The sequence below is a fragment of the Telluria sp. ZB4P37 genome (assembly GCF_059685855.1).
In genome coordinates, this window is sequence record NZ_JCASID010000002.1 from 25,196 (window position 1) to 49,548 (window position 24,353).

Annotated in this window: 18 protein-coding genes; 11 read left to right on the top strand and 7 right to left on the bottom strand. The window is 65.0% G+C overall.

The genetic code is table 11. The features are described from left to right. Positions 1–16: 16 nt before the first annotated feature. The gene (locus tag AC56K1_RS04555; RefSeq protein WP_497156662.1) at positions 17–1,621 is read right to left on the bottom strand and encodes a DHA2 family efflux MFS transporter permease subunit; all 1,605 of its coding nucleotides are present in this window, start codon (positions 1,619–1,621) and stop codon (positions 17–19) included. A gap of 9 nt (positions 1,622–1,630) precedes the next feature. Further along, entirely contained in the window at positions 1,631–2,776 is a 1,146-nt protein-coding gene (locus AC56K1_RS04560; RefSeq protein WP_497156663.1) for an HlyD family secretion protein, read from the bottom strand. 111 nt (positions 2,777–2,887) lie between these two features. Here AC56K1_RS04560 and AC56K1_RS04565 point away from each other — a divergent pair, with 111 nt between their 5' ends. Together AC56K1_RS04565 and AC56K1_RS04570 are read left to right on the top strand one after the other, a co-directional pair. Beyond that, the gene (locus tag AC56K1_RS04565; RefSeq protein WP_497156664.1) at positions 2,888–3,538 is read left to right on the top strand and encodes a TetR/AcrR family transcriptional regulator; all 651 of its coding nucleotides are present in this window, start codon (positions 2,888–2,890) and stop codon (positions 3,536–3,538) included. A 119-nt stretch (positions 3,539–3,657) separates the two neighbouring features. Beyond that, positions 3,658–3,843 (top strand): hypothetical protein, encoded by a 186-nt coding sequence (locus tag AC56K1_RS04570; RefSeq protein WP_497156665.1) that lies wholly within the window; start codon positions 3,658–3,660, stop codon positions 3,841–3,843. 68 nt (positions 3,844–3,911) lie between these two features. On the opposite strand, the gene AC56K1_RS04575 is transcribed toward AC56K1_RS04570, so the two are convergent. Beyond that, complete coding sequence (locus AC56K1_RS04575) at positions 3,912–4,232, bottom strand: hypothetical protein (RefSeq protein ID WP_497156666.1); 321 nt, start codon at positions 4,230–4,232, stop codon at positions 3,912–3,914. A 309-nt stretch (positions 4,233–4,541) separates the two neighbouring features. Between AC56K1_RS04575 and AC56K1_RS04580 the strand changes: the two genes are divergently transcribed. Further along, positions 4,542–6,836 carry an alpha-amylase family glycosyl hydrolase gene (locus AC56K1_RS04580; protein WP_497156667.1) on the top strand — a complete coding sequence of 765 codons (2,295 nt, stop codon included), beginning with the start codon at positions 4,542–4,544 and terminating at the stop codon, positions 6,834–6,836. Between the two features lie 220 nt (positions 6,837–7,056). Here AC56K1_RS04580 and lpdA read toward each other — a convergent pair whose 3' ends face one another. The 3 genes from lpdA to aceE all read right to left on the bottom strand — a co-directional run bounded on the left by lpdA (position 7,057) and on the right by aceE (position 13,417). Further along, a complete protein-coding gene (lpdA, locus tag AC56K1_RS04585; protein ID WP_497156668.1) occupies positions 7,057–8,901 on the bottom strand; it encodes a dihydrolipoyl dehydrogenase in 1,845 nt (614 codons plus the stop codon). A gap of 12 nt (positions 8,902–8,913) precedes the next feature. After that, positions 8,914–10,539 (bottom strand): dihydrolipoyllysine-residue acetyltransferase, encoded by a 1,626-nt coding sequence (gene aceF / locus AC56K1_RS04590; protein ID WP_497156669.1) that lies wholly within the window; start codon positions 10,537–10,539, stop codon positions 8,914–8,916. 169 nt (positions 10,540–10,708) lie between these two features. Beyond that, complete coding sequence (gene aceE, locus AC56K1_RS04595; RefSeq protein WP_497156670.1) at positions 10,709–13,417, bottom strand: pyruvate dehydrogenase (acetyl-transferring), homodimeric type; 2,709 nt, start codon at positions 13,415–13,417, stop codon at positions 10,709–10,711. Positions 13,418–13,890: 473 nt separating this feature from the next. Between aceE and folD the strand changes: the two genes are divergently transcribed. From folD to AC56K1_RS04635, 8 genes are all read left to right on the top strand, one after another. After that, complete coding sequence (gene folD, locus AC56K1_RS04600) at positions 13,891–14,799, top strand: bifunctional methylenetetrahydrofolate dehydrogenase/methenyltetrahydrofolate cyclohydrolase FolD (RefSeq protein ID WP_497156671.1); 909 nt, start codon at positions 13,891–13,893, stop codon at positions 14,797–14,799. 16 nt (positions 14,800–14,815) lie between these two features. Further along, positions 14,816–16,891, top strand: a complete 2,076-nt coding sequence (locus tag AC56K1_RS04605; protein ID WP_497156672.1) for a M3 family metallopeptidase — start codon at positions 14,816–14,818, stop codon at positions 16,889–16,891. A gap of 70 nt (positions 16,892–16,961) precedes the next feature. Further along, on the top strand, positions 16,962–17,387 hold the full coding sequence (locus AC56K1_RS04610) for a DNA polymerase III subunit chi (RefSeq protein ID WP_497156673.1): 426 nt from the start codon (positions 16,962–16,964) through the stop codon (positions 17,385–17,387). After that, positions 17,384–17,752: a DUF2486 family protein gene (locus tag AC56K1_RS04615; protein WP_497156674.1), complete on the top strand. Its 369-nt coding sequence runs from the start codon at positions 17,384–17,386 to the stop codon at positions 17,750–17,752. The genes AC56K1_RS04610 and AC56K1_RS04615 overlap by 4 nt, the downstream gene beginning before the upstream one ends. Before the next feature lie 173 nt (positions 17,753–17,925). Next, positions 17,926–20,064, top strand: a complete 2,139-nt coding sequence (locus AC56K1_RS04620; protein WP_497156675.1) for an NHL repeat-containing protein — start codon at positions 17,926–17,928, stop codon at positions 20,062–20,064. Positions 20,065–20,131: 67 nt separating this feature from the next. Next, complete coding sequence (locus AC56K1_RS04625) at positions 20,132–21,685, top strand: FAD-dependent oxidoreductase (RefSeq protein WP_497156676.1); 1,554 nt, start codon at positions 20,132–20,134, stop codon at positions 21,683–21,685. A 95-nt stretch (positions 21,686–21,780) separates the two neighbouring features. Further along, a complete protein-coding gene (locus AC56K1_RS04630) occupies positions 21,781–22,494 on the top strand; it encodes an SIMPL domain-containing protein (RefSeq protein ID WP_497156677.1) in 714 nt (237 codons plus the stop codon). Positions 22,495–22,693: 199 nt separating this feature from the next. Next, positions 22,694–23,830, top strand: coding sequence for a branched-chain amino acid ABC transporter substrate-binding protein (locus tag AC56K1_RS04635; RefSeq protein WP_497156678.1), 1,137 nt, complete (start codon positions 22,694–22,696; stop codon positions 23,828–23,830). A 59-nt stretch (positions 23,831–23,889) separates the two neighbouring features. Here the strand turns inward: AC56K1_RS04635 and AC56K1_RS04640 are convergent, their stop codons facing one another. Beyond that, positions 23,890–24,198 (bottom strand): c-type cytochrome, encoded by a 309-nt coding sequence (locus tag AC56K1_RS04640; protein ID WP_497156679.1) that lies wholly within the window; start codon positions 24,196–24,198, stop codon positions 23,890–23,892. Positions 24,199–24,353: the final 155 nt, after the last annotated feature.

The window sequence follows — 24,353 nt, forward strand, 5'->3', positions numbered from 1 at the left end:
GTTATCAGTGCGCGCTTTAGTGGGCGCCTGCGGCGCCGCCCGGCGACTTCACCTTGTCGGCCATCCAGATGACGGCAATGCAGCCGATCAGCACCAGGCCGACGATCCAGAAGCCGTCGTTATAGGCCATCACATAGGACTCGCGCCGCACGATGCGGTCGATCACGGCGAGCGCCTGGTTGGCGGCGGTGGCCGGGTCCATGCCGCCGGCGATGAAGCCCTGGGTCAGCCCTTCCAGGCGCTGCTGGGTCGGCAGCGCATAGCTCGACACCGCCTCGCCCAGGCGCGCCGAGTGGAAGTGCTCGCGCGTGCTCAAGGCCGTGGCCAGCAGGGCGATGCCGATCGAGCCGCCGAGGTTGCGCGTCATGTTGAACAGGCTCGAGGCCGAAGGCATGTCCTTGGGGGCGATGCCGGCCATGGCGAAGTTCGACAGGGTCAGCATCACGAAGGGCTGGCCGATCGCGCGCACGACCTGCGTGATCATCAGCTGGTCGTAGCCGGTGCCGGCGTCCATGAAGGCGTTCATCAGGCAGGAGCCGCCGAACAGCAGCAGGCCGAAGGAGCACAGGATGCGGTTGTCCACTTTCGAGGACAGCGCCGCCGCGAACGGCATCACCAGCAGCTGCGGCAGGCCGACCCAGGCGATCACTTCGCCGATCTGCATCGGCGTGTAGCCGGCGATCTGGCCCAGGTAGAGCGGCAGCAGGAACGACGACCCATATAAACCCATGCCGGTCACCGCCGACAGCACGGTCGCGACCAGGAAGTTGCGCTGGCCGTAGAGGCGCAGGTTCACGAAGGGATCCGGGCGGCTTACGCTCAGGGCGATCCAGCCCAGGATGCCCACCAGCGACAGCGACGCGAAGGTGATGATGAAGGAGGACTCGAACCAGTCTTTCGAATTGCCTTCTTCCAGGAAGATCGTCAGGCAGGCCAGGCCCATCGCCATCAGGCTGATGCCGAGCCAATCGGCGTTCAGCAGGGTGCGCAGGTTCGGCTTTTCCGGGTTCAGCCCGTAGATCATGCCGGCGATGAGCAGCACGCCCGGCACCCAGTTGATGTAGAAGATCGACGGCCAGCCGTACAGCTCCGACAGATAGCCGCCCAGGGCCGGGCCCATGGCCGGCGCCAGCGTCGCGGTCAGGCCGAAGATGGCCATGCCGGCCGCGCGCTTGGAGGCCGGCAGGCGGGTCATCACCAGCGTCATCGCCATCGGGATCAGGGCGCCCCCGGTAAAGCCCTGCAGCATGCGGAACACGATCATGCTCTCGAGGTTCCAGGCCGCGCCGCACAGGGTCGAGAACACCAGGAACAACGACGTGGTGCCGATCATGTAGACCCGCACACCGAAGGCGCGCGTAAACAGCGCGGTCATCGGGATCACGACGATCTCGGCGCACAGGTAGGCGGTCGAGATCCACGAGCCCTCTTCCTGCGTGGCATTGAGCGTGCCGAGGATGTCGCGCAGCGAGGAATTGGTGATCTGGATGTCGAGGACGGCCATGAAGGCGCCCAGCATGCCGGCGGCGACCGCGATCCAGGTGCGCGCGTCGACACGGGCGCCGTTGGCAGGGGCGCCGGGCATCACGCCGGCGTGGGCATCCTTGGTCAGGCTGGTCATGACCTGACCTTAGTGCGCAGCCGCGGTCTGGGTAGCTTGGCTAGCCTGGCCCAGTTCGACCTCGGCCACCACCGACATGCCGGGCACCAGGCGGCCGGCGTATGTCTTCATGTCCGCCGGGTCGAGCACGATCTTGACCGGCACGCGCTGGACGATCTTGGTGAAGTTGCCGGTCGCGTTATCGGCCGGCAGCAGCGCGAACTGGTTGCCCGAGGCCGGCGAGAAGCTGTGCACGCGGCCCGTCAGGTGGGCGTCCGGCAGCGCATCGACTTCGAGCGCCACCTGCTGGCCTGGCTCCAGGCCGCCCAGCTGGGTTTCCTTGAAGTTGGCGGTGACCCAGACTTCGTCTTCCACCACGGCCAGCAGCTGCTGGCCCGGCTGCACGCGCGCGCCGACTTCGACGCTGCGCTTGCCGATGCGCCCGGCGACCGGCGCCAGGATGCGGTTGTAGGCCAGCTGCTGGCGCGCATCCTTGAGCTGGGCCTGCAGCACCTTCACTTGGGCCTTGAGCACCTCGCGGCCGGCGCCGGCGGCGGCGATCTGCGCTTGTGCGGCGGCGGCGTTGTCGCGCCGCGCCGCCACATCGGCGGCGGCGCCGGCGCGCGCGGCGATCGATGCATCCACTTCCGCCTTCGACACCGCCTTCATGGTGTCGTTATAGAGCTGGCCGAAACGCTCGGCATCCTGGCGCGCGCGCAGCAGCTGGGCCTCGGCCTGCTTCACCTGGGCGCCAGCGGCAGAAGCCTGCGCCTTCACCTGCATGACTTGCGCGTCGGCCTGGCCGATCTGCTGCTCGACCGAGGCGATCTGCGCGTCGATCTGTTCCACCCGCACGGCCTGGTCGGCCGGATCGAGTTCGGCGATCACATCGCCGGCCTTGACCACCTGGTTGTCGTCCACCAGCACGCGCGTCACCACGCCGGGCACGCGGCTCGATACCGGGTGCACACGGCCGGTGACATAGGCATTTTCGGTTTCGACGTAATGGTGGCTGCGGTACCACATGCGTCCACCGGCGCCGATGGCAGCCAGGGCAATCAACGCCACCACGCCGAGTACGCGCTTGTTGGGCGGGGTCTTGCCCGGCGCGGCTGCCGGACCAAGCGCCTGGGACGGGACGGCCTGCCGCGCCGCCGGGGTATGCGATTCTGCCATGGGAACGACCTTGCGAAATGAAATGGACTCATCGCATTATTTGCCAAGAAACCCATGAAGTCAAGAAATGAAACGGTTGCGTTTCATTCTTGATTTGCGTAGAGTGGATGCATGAGCAAATCGACGCCAGAGACTACCCAGCCTCCCAAGGCCGCCGGCCGCCCCAAGGCATCCGAGGTGGAAGCGCGCACCCAGGAATTGATCGACGTGGCGGCCGGGCTGTTCCTGAAACACGGCTATACCGGCACCAGCCTGGAAACCATTGCGCGCGAGGCGCATGTGGCGGTGCGCACCATCTACGTGAAGTTCGGCGGCAAGGCCGGGCTGCTCAAGGCCGTCCTGCACGCGCGCCGCGAACGGTTTTTCGCGATCGGCGGCATGGACAACGACGAGCGGCCCCTGCGCGAAGTCATCGGCGAGTTCGCCGGCCATTTTTACGACATGCTGTGCGAGCCCGACGCGGTAGCCCTGCAGCGGGTGGTGATGGCCGAGTCCGGCACTAATCCGGAACTGGCCGAAGCCTTCTACGAGGCTGGCCCGCGCATGACCCGCGAGATGCTCGATCGTTATTTTGCCCGCCCGGACATCCGTGCGCAGCTGCACGCCGAGGTGCCTCTGGCCCTGCTGCCCTCGCACCTGATCGCCTGCATCAATGGCGACCCGGTGATCCGCTTCCTCTTCCCCGACCGGAAACCGGAGCGCGAGGAAGCACGCCGCCTGCTTGCTGAGCGTCTAGAACTGTTTTACCGCAGCATTCTTTAACGGGGGTCTGTGCGTCATCGCACCGACTTGGGGCATGAATTTGTGACAATCTGACCTCCTTTACAGGAGGATGTCATGAACAATAAAACGACAGCGGCGAGCGGCCGCGAGGAGGCAGCATGAGCAAGGCGTCCAGATACGAATGGCGTGACCAGCAGGCTTCCCTGCAAGAACGCATGAAAGGATTCATGGAGAATCCCGGTATGGAACAGCTGGAAGCAGTCCTTGCCGAGATGCGTTCATACGCAGCTGCAGCACAGAATGGTTCGATTGAAATCCCGCAACGGTTTATCGCGTTTACATAAGCAAACCGAATCCACATCCATGCCGCCCCGCGCAAGCCGGGCGGCATTCTTTCGTTCCAGCGGTCGTCTCAACCAACTACTCCCGGAGCGGGGCGGGTAGCGGACTGGGTCTCGAAATCGAACAGCCGGGTCAGGCAAAACACCTTGCGCGGCGCGCGGTGGCGTTCGTGGATCTCGCGCGTCATCACCTCGACCCGGCGCTGCTGCAGCGCCACCTGGCGCGGATCGATGAAATCGGCCGTGCCCTCGCCGAAGCGGGCCGCCAGTTGCTGGGAGATGGTGCCGTGCACGACCGACGGCTCGCCATGCACCGAGGTGCGGAGTTCGAAGGTCCGGGATTCGGGGAGGACAAAGACTGTCCCGACGTATTCATTGCCGTGTTCGTACATAGCAGTCTCCTGTGGCATTACACGACTGGCGACAAGTGGGCTTGCCGCCGCACGCATTCATCATAGCCTGTCAATACCGAGGCAGGCGCTTGTCACGATTGACATCCACAGCAGTAATAAAACTACGGAAATACGGTTGACTTCGGTATGCGGCAGGAGTAGCGTCACCCGGGTGTATGGACGAGCTACCCAAACGAGGTAGGGAAAGTACATAGAAAGCTGCAAGGACACGGTTGAGAGAAACGGCCAGAGCGCCGCTCCCTGCCCTGGGCCACCAGCATATAAAACAGATAAACATCGGAGACGACAATGAAACTGCATCAACGAATGCTGGCCGCGTGCATTGCGGGCGCCCTGCTCGGCGCGCCCGCCTGGGCCGCCATCAACCCGACCAAGCTCGGCGCATCCTACGACGCGACCAAGGCCAACGTGACCTTCAAGGTCTATTCAAGCAAGGCCACCCGCATCGAACTGTACCTGTACAGCACCGCCACCGGCGCCGCCGAAAAGGCACGCTACACGCTGGTCAATTCCAGCGGTACGTGGAGCGTGACGATCCCTACCTCGACCCTCAGCGCCCAAGGCCTGACCGGGACCCTGTACTACGGCTACCGGGCCTGGGGCCCGAACTGGCCCTACAGCGCCAGCTGGACCAAGGGCTCAAGCGCAGGCTTCGTCAGCGACGTCGACGCCGCCGGCAACCGCTTCAATCCGAACAAGCTGCTGTCCGATCCCTATGCGCTCGAGTTGAGCCACGATCCGACGACGGCCACGATGACCAACGGCACCATCTATGCCAGCGGCGCCACCTACCGCAACATCGACAGCGGCACCTCGGCGCCGAAGGGCATCGTGCTGGCAGGCGACACGCAGTCCTTCGGCACCAAGCCGACGCGCGCGCTGAAAGATGACGTCGTCTACGAGGCGCACGTACGCGGGCTGACGATGAACGACACCGGCATCAGCGCCGCCTACCGCGGCACCTACAAGGGCGCGGGACTGAAAGCGGCCTGGCTGGCCAGCCTGGGCGTGACCGCCATCGAATTCCTGCCGGTGCAGGAAACCCAGAACGACACCAACGACAACGACCCCAACAGCAACAGCGGCGACAATTATTGGGGCTACATGACCCTGAACTATTTCGCCCCGGATCGCCGCTATGCCTACGACAAGACGCCGGGCGGCCCTACGCGCGAGTTCAAGGAGATGGTCAAGGCCTTCCACGATAATGGCATCAAGGTGCTGGTCGACGTGGTCTACAACCACACCGGCGAAGGCGGCGCCTGGAGCCCAACCGACAAGACGACCTACAACATCACCAGCTTCCGCGGGCTGGACAACCCGACGTATTACAGCCTGACCTCGGACATGCAGAATTCCTGGGACAACACCGGCGTCGGCGGCAACTACAACACCCGCAATACCATCGCGCAAAACCTGATCGTCGATTCGCTCGCCTACTGGCGCGACAAGCTGGGCGTGGACGGCTACCGCTTCGACCTTGCCTCGGTGCTCGGCAATACCTGCCAGCACGGTTGCTTCAATTTCGACAAGATGGACGCCGGCAACGCGCTGAACCGCATCGTGGCGGAACTGCCGCCTCGGCCTGCCCTGGGCGGCACCGGTGTGGACCTGATCGCCGAGCCCTGGGCGATTGGCGGCAACTCCTACCAGGTCGGCGGTTTCCCGAGCGGCTGGGCCGAGTGGAATGGCGGTTACCGTGACGTTGTGCGCCAGGCGCAGAACAAGCTGGGCAGTGTGGCGATCACGACCGGGCAGATGGCCAGCCGCTTCGCCGGCTCGAGCGACCTGTACGGCGACGATGGCCGCAAGCCCTGGCACTCGGTGAATTTCATCACCGCCCACGACGGCTTCACGCTCAAAGACCTATACAGCTGCAACAGCAAGAACAACAACCAGGCCTGGCCATGGGGCCCGAGCGACGGCGGCGAAGATAACAACAACAGCTGGGACCAGGGCGGCATCGCGGCAGACCAGCGCAAAGCAGCGCGCAACGGCATGGCGCTGATGATGCTGTCGGCGGGCGTGCCAATGATCGTTGGCGGCGATGAGGCATTGCGCAGCCTGAACTGCAATAACAACCCGTACAACCTGGATTCCTCGCCGAACTGGCTGGGCTGGACCCGCACCACGGACCAGAACAACTTCCAGGCATTCTCGACAGCGATGATGGCCTTCCGCAAGGCGCATCCGGCGCTGCGTCCGGCCAACTTCTACTCCAGCGTGGACAACAACGGCAACGTGATGGAGCAGCTGCGCTGGTTCAAGCCGGACGGCGGGGTGGCCGACGCGGCCTATTTCAACGATGCCGCGAACCACGCGATCGCCTGGCGCATCGATGGCTCGGAACTCGGCGACACGGCGTCCGCGATCTATGTCGCCCACAATGCCTGGAGCGCGCAGGTCAACTTCACCCTGCCATGGCCGGGTGCGGGCAAGACCTGGTATCGGGTGACCGATACCTGTACCTGGGCTGAAGGGGCGTCGCAGGTCAGGGCGCCGGGGGCGGAGGATCTGGTGGGTGGGGAGAACTTCAGTTATGGGTTATGTGGGCGGGGGACGCTGGTGTTGATTGCGAAGTGAGGGGAATGGTGGCAGTTACTTCCTGCTATTTCAGATGAAGTGGCTGTTCACCAAAATTGGGTTCCCGCCTCGCGCAACGACGTGCTTAAGTACGTGATTGCCTCAACTTTTCACAGTCAGCTCAACAACCGTCGTTCCCGCCCAAGTTCACACCGCAGCCAATAGCGAAAAAAAACGGGACCCCAAGGGTCCCGTTTCTGCTACATCGCCGACAAGGCGATCACTTTTTCTTCACCGGCGGCAAATCCGTACAGACGCCCTTGTACGCCTCCGCCGCCATGCCGATCGATTCACCCAGCGTCGGGTGCGGGTGGATGGTTTTACCAATATCCACCCCATCCGCGCCCATCTCGATGGCCAGTGCCACTTCGCCGATCATGTCGCCGGCATTGGTGCCGACGATCGTCCCGCCGATGATGCGCTTGGTCTCGGCATCGAACAGCAGCTTGGTGAAGCCTTCGTCGCGGCCGTTGGCCACCGCGCGCCCGCTGGCGTTCCACGGGAAGTGGCCCTTCTCAACCTGGATGCCCTTCTGCTTGGCTTCGTCCTCGGTCAGGCCGACCCATGCCACTTCCGGATCGGTATAGGCCACCGACGGGATCACCTTGGCGTCGAAATAGGCCTTGGCGCCGTGCGCCGCTTCCGCCGCCACGTGCGCTTCGTGCACCGCCTTGTGCGCCAGCATCGGCTGGCCCACGAGGTCGCCGATGGCGAAGATGTGGGGCACATTGGTGCGCATCTGGCCGTCCACGCCGATGAAGCCGCGGTCGCTCACCACGACGCCGGCCTTTTCGGCGGCGATGTTCTTGCCGTTCGGGCTGCGGCCGACGGCCACCAGCACCAGGTCATAGACCTGCGGTTCCGGTGCGGTGGCGCCGGCTTCGGCGGCTTCAAACGTGACCTTGATCCCTTCCGGCAGCGCTTCCACGCCGACGGTCTTGGTCTTCAACATGATGTTGTCGAAGCGGTGGGCGTTGAACTTCTGCCAGACCTTGACGGCCTCGCGGTCCGCGCCCTGCATCAGGCCATCCATCATCTCGACCACGTCGATGCGCGCACCCAGAGTCGAGTAGACAGTTGCCATTTCCAGGCCGATGATGCCGCCGCCGATGACCAGCATGCGCTTCGGCACCTGGCGCAGTTCCAGCGCGCCGGTCGAATCCACGATGCGCGGGTCTTCCGGCACGAAGGGCAGCTTCACCACGGCGGAACCGGCAGCGATGATCGCCTTGGCGAACTTGACGACTTTCTTGGAACCGTCGGCGCTGGTGACTTCGACGTGGTTCGGGCTGAGGAACTGGCCCACGCCCTGCACCACGTTGACCTTGCGCGCCTTGGCCATGAAATTCAGGCCGCCGGTCATCTTCTTGATGACGCCATCTTTATAGGCGCGCAGCTTGTCGATGTCGACGTCGGGCCTGGCAAAGCTCACCCCGAGGTCGGCCATGTGCGCGGTCTCGTCCATGATGTGGGCCACGTGCAGCAGCGCCTTGGACGGGATGCAGCCCACGTTCAGGCACACGCCGCCGAGCGTCGCGTACTTCTCGACCAGCACCACATTCATGCCCAGGTCGGCCGCGCGGAAGGCAGCCGAATAGCCGCCGGGACCTGCGCCCAGCACCATCAGTTCGCATTCGATGTCGACCTGGCCGCTGTAGCTGGCGGCGCCCGGGGCCGGGGCCGACGCGACACTGGCTGCCGGCGCCGGATGGGCCGGTGCGTAGGAATCGGTCGGCTTCGACGCGGCGGTCGGTGCGGCCGCCTGCGCCGCAGGCTTGGCTTCTGCGGCAGGTGCAGCGGCAGGTGCGGCGCCGGAATCGGCGTTCGCCGATTCCTCCAGCGTCAGCAGCATCGTGCCTTCGTTCACCTTGTCGCCCACCTTGACGGTGATGCCCTTGATCACGCCTGCGTGCGTCGACGGGATCTCCATGCTGGCCTTGTCCGATTCGACAGTGATCAAGGACTGGTCGACCTTGATGGTGTCGCCCGGCTTGACCAGCAGCTCGATCACTTCGACGTCCTTGAAGTCGCCGATATTCGGGACCTTTACTTCAACAGTGCTCATACTCGGCGCTCCTTACAGAAGGGTCTTGCGCAGGTCGGCCAGCACCTCCGCCAGGTAGGCTGCGAAGCGCGCAGCGCCGGCGCCGTCGATCACGCGGTGATCGTAGGACAGCGACAGCGGCAGCATCAGGCGCGGCTGGAAGGCGGAACCATCCCACACCGGCTTCATGGCCGATTTGGACAGCCCCAGGATCGCCAGTTCCGGTGCATTGATGATCGGCGTGAAGGCCGTACCGCCAATGCCGCCCAGCGACGAAATGGTGAAGGTCGCGCCCTGCATCGCGGTCGGCGGCAGCTTGCCGTCGCGTGCCTGCGCGGAGAGCTCGCCCATTTCGGTCGCGATCTGCGATACCGTCTTCTTGTCGGCATCCTTCACGACCGGGACCACCAGGCCGTTCGGGGTGTCGGCGGCGAAGCCGATGTTGTAGTACTGCTTCAGGATCAGGTTCGCGCCGTCTTCGCTGAGCGACGCGTTAAATTGCGGGAACTTCTTCAGTGCGGCGACCGATGCCTTGATCACGAAGGCCAGCATGGTCAGCTTGACGGCGGACTTCTGCTTGGCCAGCGCGGCGTTCGAATCGACGCGGAACTGTTCCAGGTCGGTGACGTCGGCTTCGTCGAACTGCGTCACGTGCGGGATCATGACCCAGTTGCGGTGCAGGTTCGGGCCGGAGATCTTCTTGATGCGCGACAGCGGCAGCAGTTCGGTCGGGCCGAACTTCGAGAAGTCCAGCGACGGCCATGGCAGCAGGTCCAGACCCACGCCGGAACCGCCCGCTTTGCCTGGCGCCGCCGCGGGTGCAGCCATCACGCCCTTGACGAAGTTCTGCACGTCGAGCTGGGTAATACGGCTCTTCGGGCCGGTGCCCGGCACGCGCGCCAGGTCGACGCCCAGTTCGCGGGCGAACTTGCGAATCGACGGCGAGGCGTGGGCCTTCGAGCCGGTGGCGCCTGGCGCCGGTGCTGCGGCGGCCGGAGCCGAGGCAGCAGGTGCAGCGGCCGGAGCCGGGGCTGCAGCGGCCGCAGGTGCCGACGCAGCAGCAGGAGCAGCAGCAGGTGCGCCGCCAGTAGCTTCCACCAGCAGCACCAGCGAGCCCTTGGCGACCTTGTCGCCGACCTTGACCTTCACTTCCTTGACGACGCCGGCGTGGCTGGACGGGATCTCCATGCTCGCCTTGTCCGATTCGACCGTCATCAGCGACTGGTCGACCTTGATCGTGTCGCCCGGCTTGACCATCATTTCGATGACTTCGACTTCCTTGAAGTCGCCGATGTCCGGCACGGTAACTTCGACGATGCCGCCCGAAGCTGCAGGGGCAGCAGCCGGCGCGGCCGCAGGTGCGGCTTCAGCGGCCGGTGCCGGTGCAGCAGCGGCTGCAGGCGCCGGCGCGGCAGCGCCACCCGCTTCTTCCAGCAGCAGCACCAGCGAACCTTCGGCAACCTTGTCGCCGACCTTGATCTTGATTTCTTTCACGACGCCGGCGTGGCTCGATGGGATTTCCATGCTCGCCTTGTCCGACTCGACCGTGACCAGCGACTGGTCGACCTTGATCGTGTCGCCTGGCTTGACCATCAGTTCGATGACTTCCACTTCCTTGAAGTCGCCGATGTCCGGGACTTTGACTTCCACAATGCTCATAGTGTTAGCTCCGTTTTTATTTGAGTTAGCCTAAGCCCGTCGTTCCCGCGCAGGCGGGAACCCAATTTACGCAGCAGACCACGCACGCAAACTTGGGTCCCGGCGGGGCGCCTGGCCCTGCGCCGGGAGTTGTTTCCGCCAGTGGCGGAAACGACGGAACCAGAAGCATTTACTGGGTCACAGGATTCGGCTTGTTCTGATCGATACCGTACTTGGCAATCGCCTGCGACACGACCGAACGTTCGATCCTGCCTTCGTCGGCCAGTGAGCGCAGTGCCGCCACGGTCACGTAGTAGCGGTTCACCTCGAAGAACTCGCGCAGCTTGACGCGCGAATCCGAGCGGCCGAAGCCGTCGGTGCCCAGCACCTTGTAGGTGCGGCCCTGCGGCATGAAGGCGCGGATCTGCTCGGCGAACATGCGCATGTAGTCGGTGGTCGCGATGATCGGGCCGGTAGTGTTCTGCAGCAGCGAGGTCACGTAAGGCAGGCGCTGTTCGGCATCCGGGTTGACCATGTTCCAGCGCTCGCAGTCCTGGCCGTCACGTGCCAGCAGCGTCAAGGAAGGCGCCGACCACACGTCCGCATCGACGCCCCAGTCGTTCTTGAGCAGTTCGGCGGCGAAGATCGACTCGCGCAGGATAGTGCCGCAGCCGACCAGCTGCACGCGCGGTGCCGGCTGGTCGTCTGCAATGGCCGCGCCTTCCTGCAGCAGGTACATGCCCTTGAGGATGCCCGCTTCCTGGCCCGCTTTCAGGCCCGGATGCGCGTAGTTCTCGTTCATGATGGTGATGTAGTAGAACACGTCTTCCTGTTCCGTCACCATGCGGCGCAGGCCGTCCTGGATGATCACCGCCACTTCGTGCCCGAAGGTCGGGTCGTAAGGCAGGCAGTTCGGGACGGTCGCAGCGATGATGTGGCTGTGGCCATCTTCGTGCTGCAGGCCTTCGCCGTTCAGGGTCGTGCGGCCGGCGGTGCCGCCCATCAGGAAGCCGCGTGCGCGGATATCGCCCGCCAGCCACACCAGGTCGCCGACGCGCTGCATGCCGAACATCGAGTAGAAGGTGTAGAACGGAATCATCTGGCGGTTGTTCGACGAGTACGAGGTCGCCGCGGCGATCCACGAGCTCATGCCGCCCGCTTCGTTGATACCCTCTTGCAGGATCTGGCCGGCCTTGTCTTCGCGGTAGTACATCACCTGGTCGCGGTCGACCGGCTCGTAGAGCTGGCCCTGCTGGTTGAAGATGCCGATCTGGCGGAACAGGCCTTCCATGCCGAAGGTACGCGACTCATCGACCAGGATCGGCACGATGCGCTGGCCGATGCTCGGGTCTTTCAGCAGGCTGGTGATCACGCGCACGTAAGCCTGGGTCGAGGAGATCTCGCGGCCTTCCGGGGTCGGGTCCAGCACGGCCTTGAAGGTTTCCAGGGCCGGCACCACCAGCTGTTCGTCGGCCTTGGAGCGGCGCTGCGGCAGGTAACCGCCGAGGGCCTTGCGGCGCTCGTGCAGGTACTGCATTTCAGGCGCGTCGTCGGACGGCTTGAAGAACGGGATCTCGGCCAGCTTGTCGTCCGGGATAGGGATGTTGAAGCGGTCGCGCATCTCGCGGATCGCGGCGTCGTCCAGCTTCTTGGTCTGGTGGGCGGTGTTGCGCGCCTCGCCCGACTTGCCCATGCCGAAGCCCTTGACCGTCTTCACCAGCAGCACGGTCGGCGAACCCTTGTTCTCCTGCGCGTTCTTGAACGCGGCATAGATCTTGTGCGGGTCGTGGCCGCCGCGGGTCAGGCGCCAGATGTCGTCGTCGCTCATGTTGGCGACCATCTTGAGCAGCTCCGGGTGCTTGCCGAAGAAATGCTTGCGCACGTAGGCGCCGTCCTTGGCCTTGTAGTTCTGGTACTCGCCGTCGACCGATTCCATCATGACGCGCTGCAGGATGCCGTCCTTGTCCTTGGCCAGCAGCGGATCCCACTGCGAGCCCCAGATGACCTTGACCACGTTCCAGCCCGCGCCGCGGAAGTCGGCTTCGAGTTCCTGGATGATCTTGCCGTTGCCGCGCACCGGGCCGTCCAGGCGCTGCAGGTTGCAGTTGACGACCATGACCAGGTTGTCCAGGCGCTCGCGCGCGGCCATGCCGATCGCGCCCATCGATTCCGGCTCGTCCATCTCGCCGTCGCCGCAGAAGACCCAGACCTTGCGGTTCTCGGTATCGGCGATGCCGCGTGCGTGCAGGTATTTCAGGAAGCGCGCCTGGTAGATCGCCATCAGCGGGCCCAGGCCCATCGACACGGTCGGGAACTGCCAGAAGTCCGGCATCAGTTTCGGGTGCGGATACGAAGACAGGCCCTTGCCGTCGACTTCGCGACGGAAGTTCAGCAGCTGCTCTTCGGTGATGCGGCCTTCCAGGAAAGCACGCGCATAGATGCCTGGGGACGAGTGGCCCTGGATGTACAGCAGGTCGCCGCCGTGGTCTTCGGTCGGGGCGTGCCAGAAGTGGTTGAAGCCGATCCCCAGCATGTTCGCCAGCGAGGCGAACGAGGAGATGTGGCCGCCCAGGTCGCCGTCGGCGCGGTTGGCCTTGACCACCATCGCCATCGCGTTCCAGCGCATCCACGAGCGCAGGCGCTCTTCGTATTCCAGGTTGCCCGGGCAGTTCACGTTCAGGTGGGCCGGGATCGTGTTGACATAGGCCGTGTTGCTCGAGAACGGGATATGGGCACCGCGGCGGCGTGCCAGGTCGACCATGCGCTCCATCAGGTAGTGGGCGCGGTCGGTGCCTTCGTGTTCGATCACGGCTTCCAGCGCGTCCAGCCATTCCTGGGTTTCGAGCGTGTCCGGGTCATTGGCGGCTTGCGCCGTCAACTGGTCGAGTTGAGCTGACATTAATGCGTCTCCTTAGAATTGCGCCCCACCCGATCAGGCGAAATGGCTGGCGGCGATTTGGTGAAATTTCACATGTCTGAAAATAAACCCTTCGATTCTACCAGCGGACCTGGTCTTTTTCAAATTGCGATACGTCATTTCACATAATGAAATTTTATGCTGCAACTGCACAATTTTGTAGGGTGGTCGGCTTCGCCGGCCGCGCGTTCAAACCGCGTATTCCGGCTCACCGCGTGGCTTGCGCCTGTTCGTTGAACGCGAGGGCGTAATTCCGGGCATTGCCCGAAATTGCCCTGCCCACGCTACGATGTTGTACTTGTCGATCGTATAACGAAGTCGACGCCCATGGGTAAGGCAGCTGCTCTTGCCTTTGGAAGAGCCGTCCTGCAAATATGACAATGCTTGGCTATCGGCGGCGCGCGATATGGGTGCGGGCCTTATAATTTCGTTTTTGCCTAGCCACGAGCCCGAACATGCCTGCCCAACTGATCGACGGAGTCCTCCTTTCCCAACAACTGCGCGGCGAGATCGCCGGGCGCGCCGCCAGGCTCACCGCAGCCGGCAAGCAGCCCGGCCTGGCCGTGATCCTGGTCGGCGAGGACCCGGCCAGCCACGTCTACGTGCGCAACAAGGTCAAGGCCTGCGGCGACGTCGGTTTTCACTCGGTGCTGGAAAAATACGAGGCCGACCTCAGCGAAGCGGCCCTGCTCGAGCGCATCGCCGCCCTGAACGCCGACCCGTCCATCCACGGCATCCTGGTGCAGATGCCGCTGCCGAAGCACATCGACCCGAGCAAGGTCATCGAAGCGATCGCCACCAGCAAGGACGTGGATGGCTATTCCGTGCTGTCGGCCGGCGAACTGGTCGCCAACCTGCCGGGCTTCCGTCCCTGCACGCCCTACGGTTGCATGAAGCTGATCGAAAGCACCGGCGTCGACCTGCGCGGCAAGCACGCGGTCGTGATCGGCCGCTCGAACACCGTCGGCAAGCCCATGGCCCTGCTGCTCTTGCAAGCCAATGCCACCGTCACCATCTGCCATAGCGCAACGCCGGATCTGGCCTACCACACCCGCCAGGCCGACGTGGTCGTGGCCGCCGTCGGGCGCCGCAATACGCTCACGGCCGACATGGTGAAACCGGGTGCGATCGTGATCGACGTCGGCATGAACCGCGACGATGCGGGCAAACTGTGCGGTGACGTCGATTTTGCCGGTGTCCGTGAACTTGCCTCGCACATCACCCCGGTGCCGGGCGGCGTCGGCCCGATGACGATTACCATGCTCTTGATGAACACCGTCGAGTCCGCGGAACGCGTGCACTCGAGCAGCCAGGAATGCCCCAGCCAGGCAACGGGAATGGAACCGAAGCCCGGCGTGGCCTAACACTAGAAGGAACACCATGACCATCGCAGCCAGCAATCCCCTACTCGATTTTTCCGGCCTCACCCGTTTCGACGCGGTCAAGCCCGAGCATGTCACGCCGGCCATCGAACAGCTGATCAAGGAAGCATCCGAGGTTGTCACGCAGCTCGAAGCACCTGTCGAGTCGGTCACCTGGGACAGCTTCGTGGTGCCGCTGGAACAAGCCACCGAACGCCTGGGCCGCGCCTGGGGCGTGGTCAACCACCTGAACAACGTGATGGACACGCCCGAGCTGCGCGCGGTCTACAACGAGAACCAGCCGAAGGTCACCGAGTTCTGGACCTCGCTCGGCCAGAACGAGGCGCTGTTCGCCAAGTACAAGCTCCTGCGCGCCGCCAGCGACTACGACAGTCTCGGCCCGGCCCGCAAGAAGATCGTCGAGAACGCGCTGCGCGACTTCCGCCTGGGCGGCGCCGAGCTGCCGGAAGATCGAAAGCAGCGCTTCGCCGAGATCCAGGAACTGCAGGCTGCCACCTCCACCCGCTTCTCTGAAAACGTGCTGGACGCGACCAACGACTACAAGCTGGTGGTGGAAAGCGAAGCGGATCTGGCCGGCGTGCCGGACGACGTGAAGCTTGCTGCCCGCGCCGCCGCCGAGAAGGACGGCAAGGCCGGCTGGCAGTTCACCCTGCACTTCCCGTCCTATTACCCGTTACTGCAGTTCTGCGACAACCGCGCCTTGCGCGAAACGGTCTACCGCGCCAGCGCCACCAAGGCCTCGGACGCCGGCATCATGTTCACCGAACTGGAAAAATGGGACAACTCGTCCAACATCGTCAACCTGCTGCGCCTGCGCAACGAAGAAGCCAAGCTGCTCGACTACGGCAACTTCGCCGAAGTCTCGCTGGTGCCGAAGATGGCGCAAAGCCCGCAGCACGTGATCGAATTCCTGGAAGACCTGGCCAAGCGCGCCCGCCCCTTCGCCGAAAAAGACCTGGACGAGCTGCGTGTCTTTGCCCGCGACGAGCTGGGCATAGCCGACATGCAGTCCTGGGACGTGGCCTATGCCTCCGAAAAGCTGCGCGAGAAGCGCTATGCCTTCTCCGAAAAGGAAGTAAAGGAATACTTCCCCGAGCCGAAGGTCGTGGCAGGCCTGTTCTCCATCATCCAGGACCTGTTCGGCGTCGCGATCAAGCCGGACGAAGCGCCCGTGTGGCACCCGGACGTGCGCTTCTTCCGCATCGAGCGTGAGGGCGAGCTGGTGGGCCAGTTCTACCTCGACCTGTATGCCCGCGCCGGCAAGGGCCAGGGTGCCTGGATGGACGACGCGCGCGGCCGCCGCCTGGCCACCGGCGGCATCGTGCAGACCCCGATCGCCTACCTGACCTGCAACTTCACACCGCCGGCCACGGTGGACGGCAAGCTGCAGCCGTCGCTGTTCACCCACGACGAAGTCATTACCCTGTTCCACGAATTCGGCCACGGCCTGCACCACATGCTGACCGAAGTCGAGGAGCTGTCGGTATCCGGCATCTCGGGGGTGGAATGGGATGCGGTGGAGCTGCCGTCGCAGTTCATGGAAAACTTCTGCTGGGAGTGGGACAAGTTGCAGCAGATGACCGCCCACGTGAAGACGGGCGAGCCGCTGCCGCGCGCCTTGTACGACAAGATGCTGGCTGCGAAAAACTTCCAGTCCGGGATGATGACGCTGCGCCAGGTCGAGTTCTCGCTGATCGACATGCACCTGCACTACGACTTCGATCCAGAAAGCCAGCGCACCGTGCAGGACCTGATCAACGACGTGCGCGAGAAGTTCGCCGTCATGATCCCGCCCGCCTTCAACCGCTTCCAGCATTCCTTCGGCCACATCTTCTCGGGCGGCTATGCGGCCGGCTACTACAGCTACAAGTGGGCCGAGGTGCTGTCGGCCGACGCCTATGCGGCCTTCGAAGAGGCGCTGGAGGCCGGCAACCTGGCGGAAACCGGCAAGCGCTTCCAGCGCGAGATCCTGGCCATGGGCGGCGCGCGCCCGGCGCTGGAATCGTTCAAGGCCTTCCGCGGCCGTGAGCCATCGATCGACGCGCTGCTGCGCCACAGCGGCATGAACGGTTGAGAGCGCTCCAAGCCAAAAATTGACTTGAACCCGGGGCGGCCATGTGCCGCCCTGTATATTTGCACCCACCATGACCCGCATCGACTTCCATACCAATATTCCCGACAAGCTGGCCTACGCCTGCCGCCTGGCGCGCAAGGCCTATGCCGCCAAGGCGAAAGTCGTCGTCCTGCTGGAGAACGCCGAGCAGGCCGAGGCGCTCAATGCGGCGCTGTGGACGGTATCGGATACCGACTTCATCCCGCACGTGTTCGCCGACGACCCGCTGGCGGCCGTGACGCCCATTATCGTCACCTTCGACGAAGCGGCCGAGCTGCCACACCACGACATGCTGGTCAACCTCACGCGCCGCACGCCCGCCAGGCTCGATGCGTTCGCGCGCGTGTTCGAGATCATTTCGCTCGATGAAGACGATGCCGCCGCCGGCCGCCAGCGCTACTCGGCTTACAAGAAGCAGTCCTATCCCCTGACCCACTTCGTCGCAGGACAGTCATGAACGAAAACCCCGCATTCGATCCGAGTATCCCGGTGCTGACCGAAGTCGTCGGCGAACAGCCGGCTGCGCCGGTGGCTGGCGAGCCGGTGGCCGAACAGCTGGAGCGGCGCGCCAACGAGCGCTGGACCGGCGAGGAATGGAGCGTGCTGGAACGCCGCGTGACCGAGCGCGTGCTGCAGCAGCTGCAGGGGCGGGTCGATTTCGTGCTCGAGCAGCGTGTCAGGGATGCGATGGCCGATGCAATGCAGAGGTCGCTGGAGCGGTTCAGTGCGGATTTGCGGGAGGGCCTGCAGGAGGCGCTGGGGGAGATTGTGAGCCAGGCGGTTGCCCAGGAAATCACCCATCTCAAGTCGCTGGGCGGATAACCGTAGGGCGGGCAGATTCTGCCCACGCGTTCAACCCACGTGTGGATACCACGCCGCGTGCAAGTCCAAGGTAATTTGAACGCGCGGGCGGGAGGACCCGCCCACCCTAGGTGCAACACGACGCAGGCACATCCGCTAAGATTGCACCCTCTGCAATCACCCTAGCGGCTCCAATGAACCGAAAGATCCTCATCGCGGCGCTTGCGGGCGCGGGCGTCGTATTGGCGGGCACCGCCCTTTATTTCACCGACCTCGTCGAGCGCCAGGCGGGCGCGCTCGCCGTGCTCACGCCGAAGGTCGCGAAAACGATCCCGTTCTGGCCGGCCCGCCTCACCACCGTGGCCGGCGACGGCATCCCCGGCACGACCGACGGCCCGGCAGCAAGGAGTCGTTTCAGCGACCCCTTCGGCGTCGCCCTCGACAGCCGCGGCAAGATTTTTGTCGCCGACGGCGGCGACAGCAACCGCATCCGCACGATCGCCCCCGACGGCACGGTCACCACCTTCGCCGGCGGCCGCGAAGGTTTCGCGGACGGTGTGGGCGCCGCAGCCAGCTTCCACACCCCTTCCGCCCTCGCATTTGACCACGCCGGCAACCTGTATGTGGCCGACACCGGCAACCACGCCATCCGGAGAATCGCACCCGACGGGATGGTAGCGACCCTGGCCGGCAGCGGCGTACGCGGCGAGCTCGATGCTCTGGGGCGCGCGGCAAGCTTCAACGGCCCGGTCGGCATCGCGGTGGACGCCGCCGGCATCGTCTACGTGGCCGACACCTATAACGACCGCATCCGCCGCATCGCCCGGGACGGCAGCGTCACCACGATCGCCGGCGGCGCCAAGCCCGGCATGGCCGACGGCATTGGCACGGCGGCCAGCTTCGATACCCCCAGCGCGATCGCGGTGGCCCTCGACGGCACCCTGTATGTTGCCGACACCGGCAACCATGCCATCCGCAGGATTGCGCCAGACGGCATGGTGACGACAATTGCCGTCCCCCCCGAGGGCGAGCGCCGCGCCGTGCTGCGGCGCCCGGTCGGCCTGGCGCTCACGCGCGACGGCTACCTCTATATCGCGTCCGGCTCCGGCGGGCGCATCCTGCAGCTCACTCCACAAGGCGAATACCGCGCCCTGCTGGACGCCGACGTTCCGGCCTCCGTTGACGGCTTCGGCCCCGACGGCACGGTGCAGCTCTACGGCCCGCGCGGCATCGCGGTCGAGCCCCAGGGCAGCCTGGTGGTGGCCGATGCGCAGTCGCACCAGCTCAACCGCCTGGCTGCACCCCGGGCCGGCGAAGCGGCGCCGGCGCGTGCCCAGCCGGTGGCGGTGCGGCGATCGGCGCCGATGCCCTGGCCGGTGGGACCGCAGGACATGCCGCACGAGGTCGTGGGTGTGATGGGCGAGGTGCGCGGCAGCTACAACGGCGACAGCCGCGACCACTTCCACGCCGGCCTGGACGTGCGCGCCGACGTCGGCGAGCCGGTGCTGGCCGTGCTGCCCTCGAAGGTATCGGACCCGTTCGCGAACTGGGGCTTCGATTCGCTCAGCGAAGGCATCAGCCTGGGGCCGCTGTCGTATATCCACATGCGGGTCGGGCGCGATACCCGCGGCAAGCCGCTCGACCCACGCTTCCAGGTACAGACGGGTGAGCGCGGCAAGGCCGAGCGCGTGCGCGTGCCGCGCGGTACCCGCTTTGCGGTGGGCGACCCGATCGGCACCATCAACGCGATGGCCCACGTCCACCTCGACTATTACCAGGGCGGCACCGTGGTCAATCCACTGACCCTGCCGTTTGTGGGCTTTACCGACACGGTGGCGCCGCAGGTCAACAGCATCGCGCTGTTCGACAGCAGCGGCAAGCGCCTGCCGGCGAACAAGCGCGAACCGCTGCGCGTGCCGCGCGCGCTGGGCGAAGTCAATATCGTGGTCGACGCTTGGGACCAGGTGAACGGCAACCTGGCGCGGCGCCGCCTGGGCCTGTACAAGCTCGGCTACCAGCTGCTGCGCGCCGACGGCTCGCCGGTGGCCGGCTACGAGCGTCCGCTCATTACCCAGGTGTATGACCGCCTGCCGCGCAATCCGGACGCGGTCAAGCTGGTGTACGCGCCCAACAGCGGCATCACGGTTTATGGTAGCAAGGCCACGCATTTCGCCTATGCTGTAAACAACCGCCTGCAGGATGGCGAAGTAAAGGCCGGCAGCTGGCAGGTCGGCGCGCTGGCGCCGGGCGACTACATCCTGCGCATCCATGCGGCCGACTACGCCGGCCAAGTGGCGCTCGAAGGACGCGACCTGCCGATCAGCATCGAGTAGGCGGGCGCGGAACATTTCGCCCCGTTTGGCGTCTCCCTACTGACGCCGAGGAGGCCAGGAGACCGCCATGGACCGATACGACGTACTCATCGCGGGGGCCGGCCCGACCGGCCTGGTGCTGGCGCTGGCGCTGGCAAAACAGGGGATCCGGGTCTGCATCGTCGACAAGACCGCCGGGCCCGGCACCACCTCGCGCGCCATGGCCGTGCATGCGCGCACTCTCGAGCTCTACCGCTCGCTCGGGATCGCCGACGAGGTCGCGGCAGCCGGCAAGCCCAATACCGCCATCAACCTGTGGGTCAAGGGCAAGCGCCGGGCCCAGCTGGCCTTCCAGTCGGCCGGCGAGAAACTGACGCCCTATCCCTACGTGCTGATCTATCCGCAGGACGCGCACGAAGCCCTGCTGGTGCGCCACCTGGAGACCATGGGCATCCAGGTAGAGCGCAATACCGAGCTGGCCGACTTCGAGGAACGGGGTGAGGTCGTGGTCGCGCGCCTGCGCCGCAACAGCGGCAACGACGTGCAGGTCGAGGCGCGCTACCTGGCCGGCTGCGACGGCGCGCGCTCGACCGTCCGGCGCAGCCTGGGCGCCGGCTTCGCGGGCGGCACCTACGACCACCTGTTCTACGTGGCGGATGTGCAGGTGCATGGCACGGCAGTCAACGGCGAGATCCACGCCTCGCTCGACACGTCCGACTTCTGCATCCTGCTGTCGTACAGTGACGACGGGCGCGCGCGCCTGATCGGCACCGTGCGCGACGAGCGCGCGCAGCATCCCGAGAGCCTCACCTTCAACGACGTCAGCCACCGCGCGCTCACCAGCCTGGGCATCGAGGTCGACGCGGTGCACTGGTTCTCGACCTACCGGGTGCACCACCGGGTCACCGACCACTACCGGCGCGGCCGCGCCTTCCTGCTGGGCGACGCCGCCCACGTGCACAGCCCGGCCGGCGGCCAGGGCATGAATACCGGCATCGGCGACGCCATCAACCTGGGCTGGAAGCTGGCCGCCGTGGTGCGCGCCGAAGCGCCCGACAGCCTGCTCGACACCTACGAGCCCGAGCGCATTGCCTTCGCGCGCAAGCTGGTCGAGACCACCGACCGCATGTTCACGTTCATTACCGCCGAGGGTAATTTCGCCGATTTCGTGCGCATGCGGATCGCGCCGATGTTCGCCAGCGCCCTCTACAGCGTGGGCACGTCACGCGAGCAGATCTTCCGTATCCTGTCGCAGACCATGATCAGCTACCACGACAGCGCGCTCAGCAGCGGCACGGCCGGGCGCGTGCATGGCGGCGACCGGCTGCCCTGGGTAATGCGCGAAGGCCAGGACAACCATGCTGCGCCCAAGACCATCGACTGGCAAGTGCACGTGTATGGCCAGGCCTACGACGACCTGCGCGCCTGGTGCGACCGCCACTGCATGCTGCTGCGCGAGTTCGACTGGGCCCGCGAATACGAAGACGCCGGGTTCGCCCGCAATGCGAGCTATCTGGTGCGGCCGGACGGGTATGTCGCCCTGTGCGACCCGGGGGCTTCGGCGCAGGCGCTGGAAGACTATTTCTGCGACCTCGACTACCACCGCTTCCGCGTCTGCCCGCCTAGACAGGCTGCTCTATGAGTTCGGCATAACCAGCATCCGCACCACGCAAATTTGTAGACAGACATGTCTAGTTGGTCTATTGTCGAGCCACTACCTCTTCGACAAGGACCCGTATGCTCAAGCGTTTTGCCGCGACCCTGCTGCTGGCCGCCACCGCCCTCCCCGGCCTGGCCGCCGACCTCCCCACCCACCCCTTCATCCATGTCAGCGCCGCCGCCAGCATCGGCATGCTGCCCGACACCGGCGAGATCGACTTCGAGATCGTGTCCGCCGATGCCGATGCAACCGCCGCGTGGCAGCAGGTAACGCAGCGGCTCGAGGCCAGCCGGGCGCTGTTCGCCAGCCAGGGTATCGCGCCGGAAGACGTCACCGTGCAGGACATCCTGCGCCGCCCGCGCAAGACGGAGGTAGCAGGCGACGCGGCGCCGCAGATGGATACCCGGGTCGCCGTCAACGTCACGGTGCGCAATATGGCGGCCTGGTCGTCCATGGTCCGTTCCCTGATGGCGATGCAGCAGGTCGAATCGCTGGCCGTCGCCTTCAGCCGCAGCGACCGCGACAAGATCGAAGCCGAACTGGTGACTCAGGCGCTCGCCAATGCGAAAGGGAAGGCGCAGAACATGGCGCGCGGCATCGGCGCGAAGCTGGGGCCGGCTACCGGCGTTTCGCTGGGCGCGCTGAAGAATGTGTCGAATGCGATGGGCATGGCGACCGATCCCAATGGACGCTATTCGGACGGCGGCGGGGAACAGCCGCGCGACCTGAGCCTGATGGCGGCCATGACCCTGGTGCAGGGCGTGGACGTGATCTACCGGATCAGCCGCTAGGGTCTATCTGGCTGACCCCATGTATGGAACGGTGACTATCCAGGGTGGTCGGCTCTGCCGACCGCGCACCGCAGTGGTGCGAAGGCGCAAATGTCTGCCGATATTGCTTTGCGGAGGCAAAAAACTGTTGTACCTTTTACCGTGGAAATCTTGATCGCCGCGGCAGCGGCGCCGCAGTCGACACCAAGGGGAACACCACATGCAGCTCAGTATCAAAGTCATGGCGCTGGCCGCCGCCCTAGCAGCCGCAGGCAGCGCCCAGGCACAGCAAGTCGTCAAGATCGGCCACGTCGGCCCGGTCTCGGGCCCCAACGCCCACCTCGGCAAGGACAACGAGAACGCGGCGCGCATGGCGATCGACGAACTCAATGCACGGGGCGTCACGCTGGGCGGCCAGAAGGTCAAGCTGCAACTGCTGGCCGAAGACGACGGCAGCGATCCGAAGCAAGGCACGGCGGTGGCGCAGAAGCTGGTCGACGCCAAGGTGAACGGCATCATCGGCCATCTCAATTCCGGCACCACGGTGCCGGCGTCAAAAATCTACCACGATGCCGGGCTGGTGCAGATCTCGCCGGCCACCACCGCCACCCAGTACACCCGCCAGAAATTCCCTGGCGCCTTCCGCGTGGTGGCGAGCGACGCCAAGCTGGGCGGCACGCTGGCCAAGTACGCGGTCGAGACCCTCAAGGCCAGGAACATCGCCATCATCGACGACCGCACCACCTACGGCCAGGGCGTCGCGGCGGAATTTGCCAAAGGGCTCAAGGGCCCTGGCGTGAAGATCGTGGCCAAGGAATTCACCAGCGCCACGGCCACCGACTACACCGCCATCCTGACCTCGATCCGCGCCAAGAAGCCCGACCTGGTCTTCTTCGGCGGGATGGATTCGGTGGCCGGCCCGATGCTGCGCCAGTTGAAGGCGCTCGGTATCGAAGCGAAATTCATGGGCGGCGACGGCATCTGCACCGAGGCGCTGGGCCGTCTGGCCGGCCAGGCCATCGGCGAAGGCAAGGTGGTGTGCGCCGAAGCCGGCGGGGTGAAAGGCCCGCAGGAACAGACCATGGCCGACTTCCGCGCCCGCTTCAAGCAAAAGACCGGCGCCGACGTGCAGCTCTACGCGCCCTATGTGTACGACTCGGTGATGGTGATGGCCGCCGCGATGCAGGCCGCGAAATCGGCCGAGCCGGCGAAATACCTGCCGGAGCTGAAGAAGATCCGCTACGAGGGAGTGACCGGCACCATCCAGTTCGACCAGTCGGGCGATATCCTGAACGGGGCGTTGACGCTGTTTACGTACAAGGGTGGGAAGCGGACGCGGATCGACGTGATCCGGTAACCCGAAAAAAAAGCGCGCCATGCTCACGCAGGCGCGCTTTCGTTATCCAGGCCAGCCGCTTATTTCTGCGCCATCACCCATTTCACCAGGCTGCGGGCCTCGGCCTCGCTCACCTGCGGGTTGGCCGGCATCGGGACCGGACCCCAGACGCCTGCGCCGCCCTTCATGACCTTCTGCACCAGCTTGTCCTCGGCGGCTTTCTGGCCGTTGTACTTGGCCGCCACGTCCTTGTAGGCCGGGCCGACCAGCTTGTTCGCAACTGCGTGGCAGGCCATGCAGTTCTTGGCCTTCGCCAGGTCGGCCTGGGCGAACGCGCTGGTGGACGCGAAGGCCGACATCACCATACACAACAACAAAGACCGTTTCATTTGTTTCTCCAGGTTCATGACAATCCTATTCTACCGTTATTCGTGACAAGGTCACGCAGGGATACACTCTGTAACGAGAGCGCAACGATCGAAGTTGACGGAGCAGCATCAAAGCCCGAAATTTTGCCACGTAGCATCATTTTGTTTGTACTATG

Excerpts from the sequence above, each read along its gene's own strand:
- AC56K1_RS04575 (WP_497156666.1), bottom strand. The coding sequence starts at position 4,232 with ATGTACGAACACGGCAATGAATACGTCGGGACAGTCTTTGTCCTCCCC.
- folD (WP_497156671.1), top strand. The coding sequence starts at position 13,891 with ATGCCTGCCCAACTGATCGACGGAGTCCTCCTTTCCCAACAACTGCGC.
- AC56K1_RS04615 (WP_497156674.1), top strand. The coding sequence starts at position 17,384 with ATGAACGAAAACCCCGCATTCGATCCGAGTATCCCGGTGCTGACCGAA.
- AC56K1_RS04570 (WP_497156665.1), top strand. The coding sequence starts at position 3,658 with ATGAGCAAGGCGTCCAGATACGAATGGCGTGACCAGCAGGCTTCCCTG.
- AC56K1_RS04560 (WP_497156663.1), bottom strand. The coding sequence starts at position 2,776 with ATGGCAGAATCGCATACCCCGGCGGCGCGGCAGGCCGTCCCGTCCCAG.
- aceE (WP_497156670.1), bottom strand. The coding sequence starts at position 13,417 with ATGTCAGCTCAACTCGACCAGTTGACGGCGCAAGCCGCCAATGACCCG.
- aceF (WP_497156669.1), bottom strand. The coding sequence starts at position 10,539 with ATGAGCATTGTGGAAGTCAAAGTCCCGGACATCGGCGACTTCAAGGAA.
- lpdA (WP_497156668.1), bottom strand. The coding sequence starts at position 8,901 with ATGAGCACTGTTGAAGTAAAGGTCCCGAATATCGGCGACTTCAAGGAC.
- AC56K1_RS04620 (WP_497156675.1), top strand. The coding sequence starts at position 17,926 with ATGAACCGAAAGATCCTCATCGCGGCGCTTGCGGGCGCGGGCGTCGTA.
- AC56K1_RS04635 (WP_497156678.1), top strand. The coding sequence starts at position 22,694 with ATGCAGCTCAGTATCAAAGTCATGGCGCTGGCCGCCGCCCTAGCAGCC.
- AC56K1_RS04625 (WP_497156676.1), top strand. The coding sequence starts at position 20,132 with ATGGACCGATACGACGTACTCATCGCGGGGGCCGGCCCGACCGGCCTG.
- AC56K1_RS04580 (WP_497156667.1), top strand. The coding sequence starts at position 4,542 with ATGAAACTGCATCAACGAATGCTGGCCGCGTGCATTGCGGGCGCCCTG.
- AC56K1_RS04640 (WP_497156679.1), bottom strand. The coding sequence starts at position 24,198 with ATGAAACGGTCTTTGTTGTTGTGTATGGTGATGTCGGCCTTCGCGTCC.
- AC56K1_RS04605 (WP_497156672.1), top strand. The coding sequence starts at position 14,816 with ATGACCATCGCAGCCAGCAATCCCCTACTCGATTTTTCCGGCCTCACC.
- AC56K1_RS04610 (WP_497156673.1), top strand. The coding sequence starts at position 16,962 with ATGACCCGCATCGACTTCCATACCAATATTCCCGACAAGCTGGCCTAC.
- AC56K1_RS04630 (WP_497156677.1), top strand. The coding sequence starts at position 21,781 with ATGCTCAAGCGTTTTGCCGCGACCCTGCTGCTGGCCGCCACCGCCCTC.
- AC56K1_RS04555 (WP_497156662.1), bottom strand. The coding sequence starts at position 1,621 with ATGACCAGCCTGACCAAGGATGCCCACGCCGGCGTGATGCCCGGCGCC.
- AC56K1_RS04565 (WP_497156664.1), top strand. The coding sequence starts at position 2,888 with ATGAGCAAATCGACGCCAGAGACTACCCAGCCTCCCAAGGCCGCCGGC.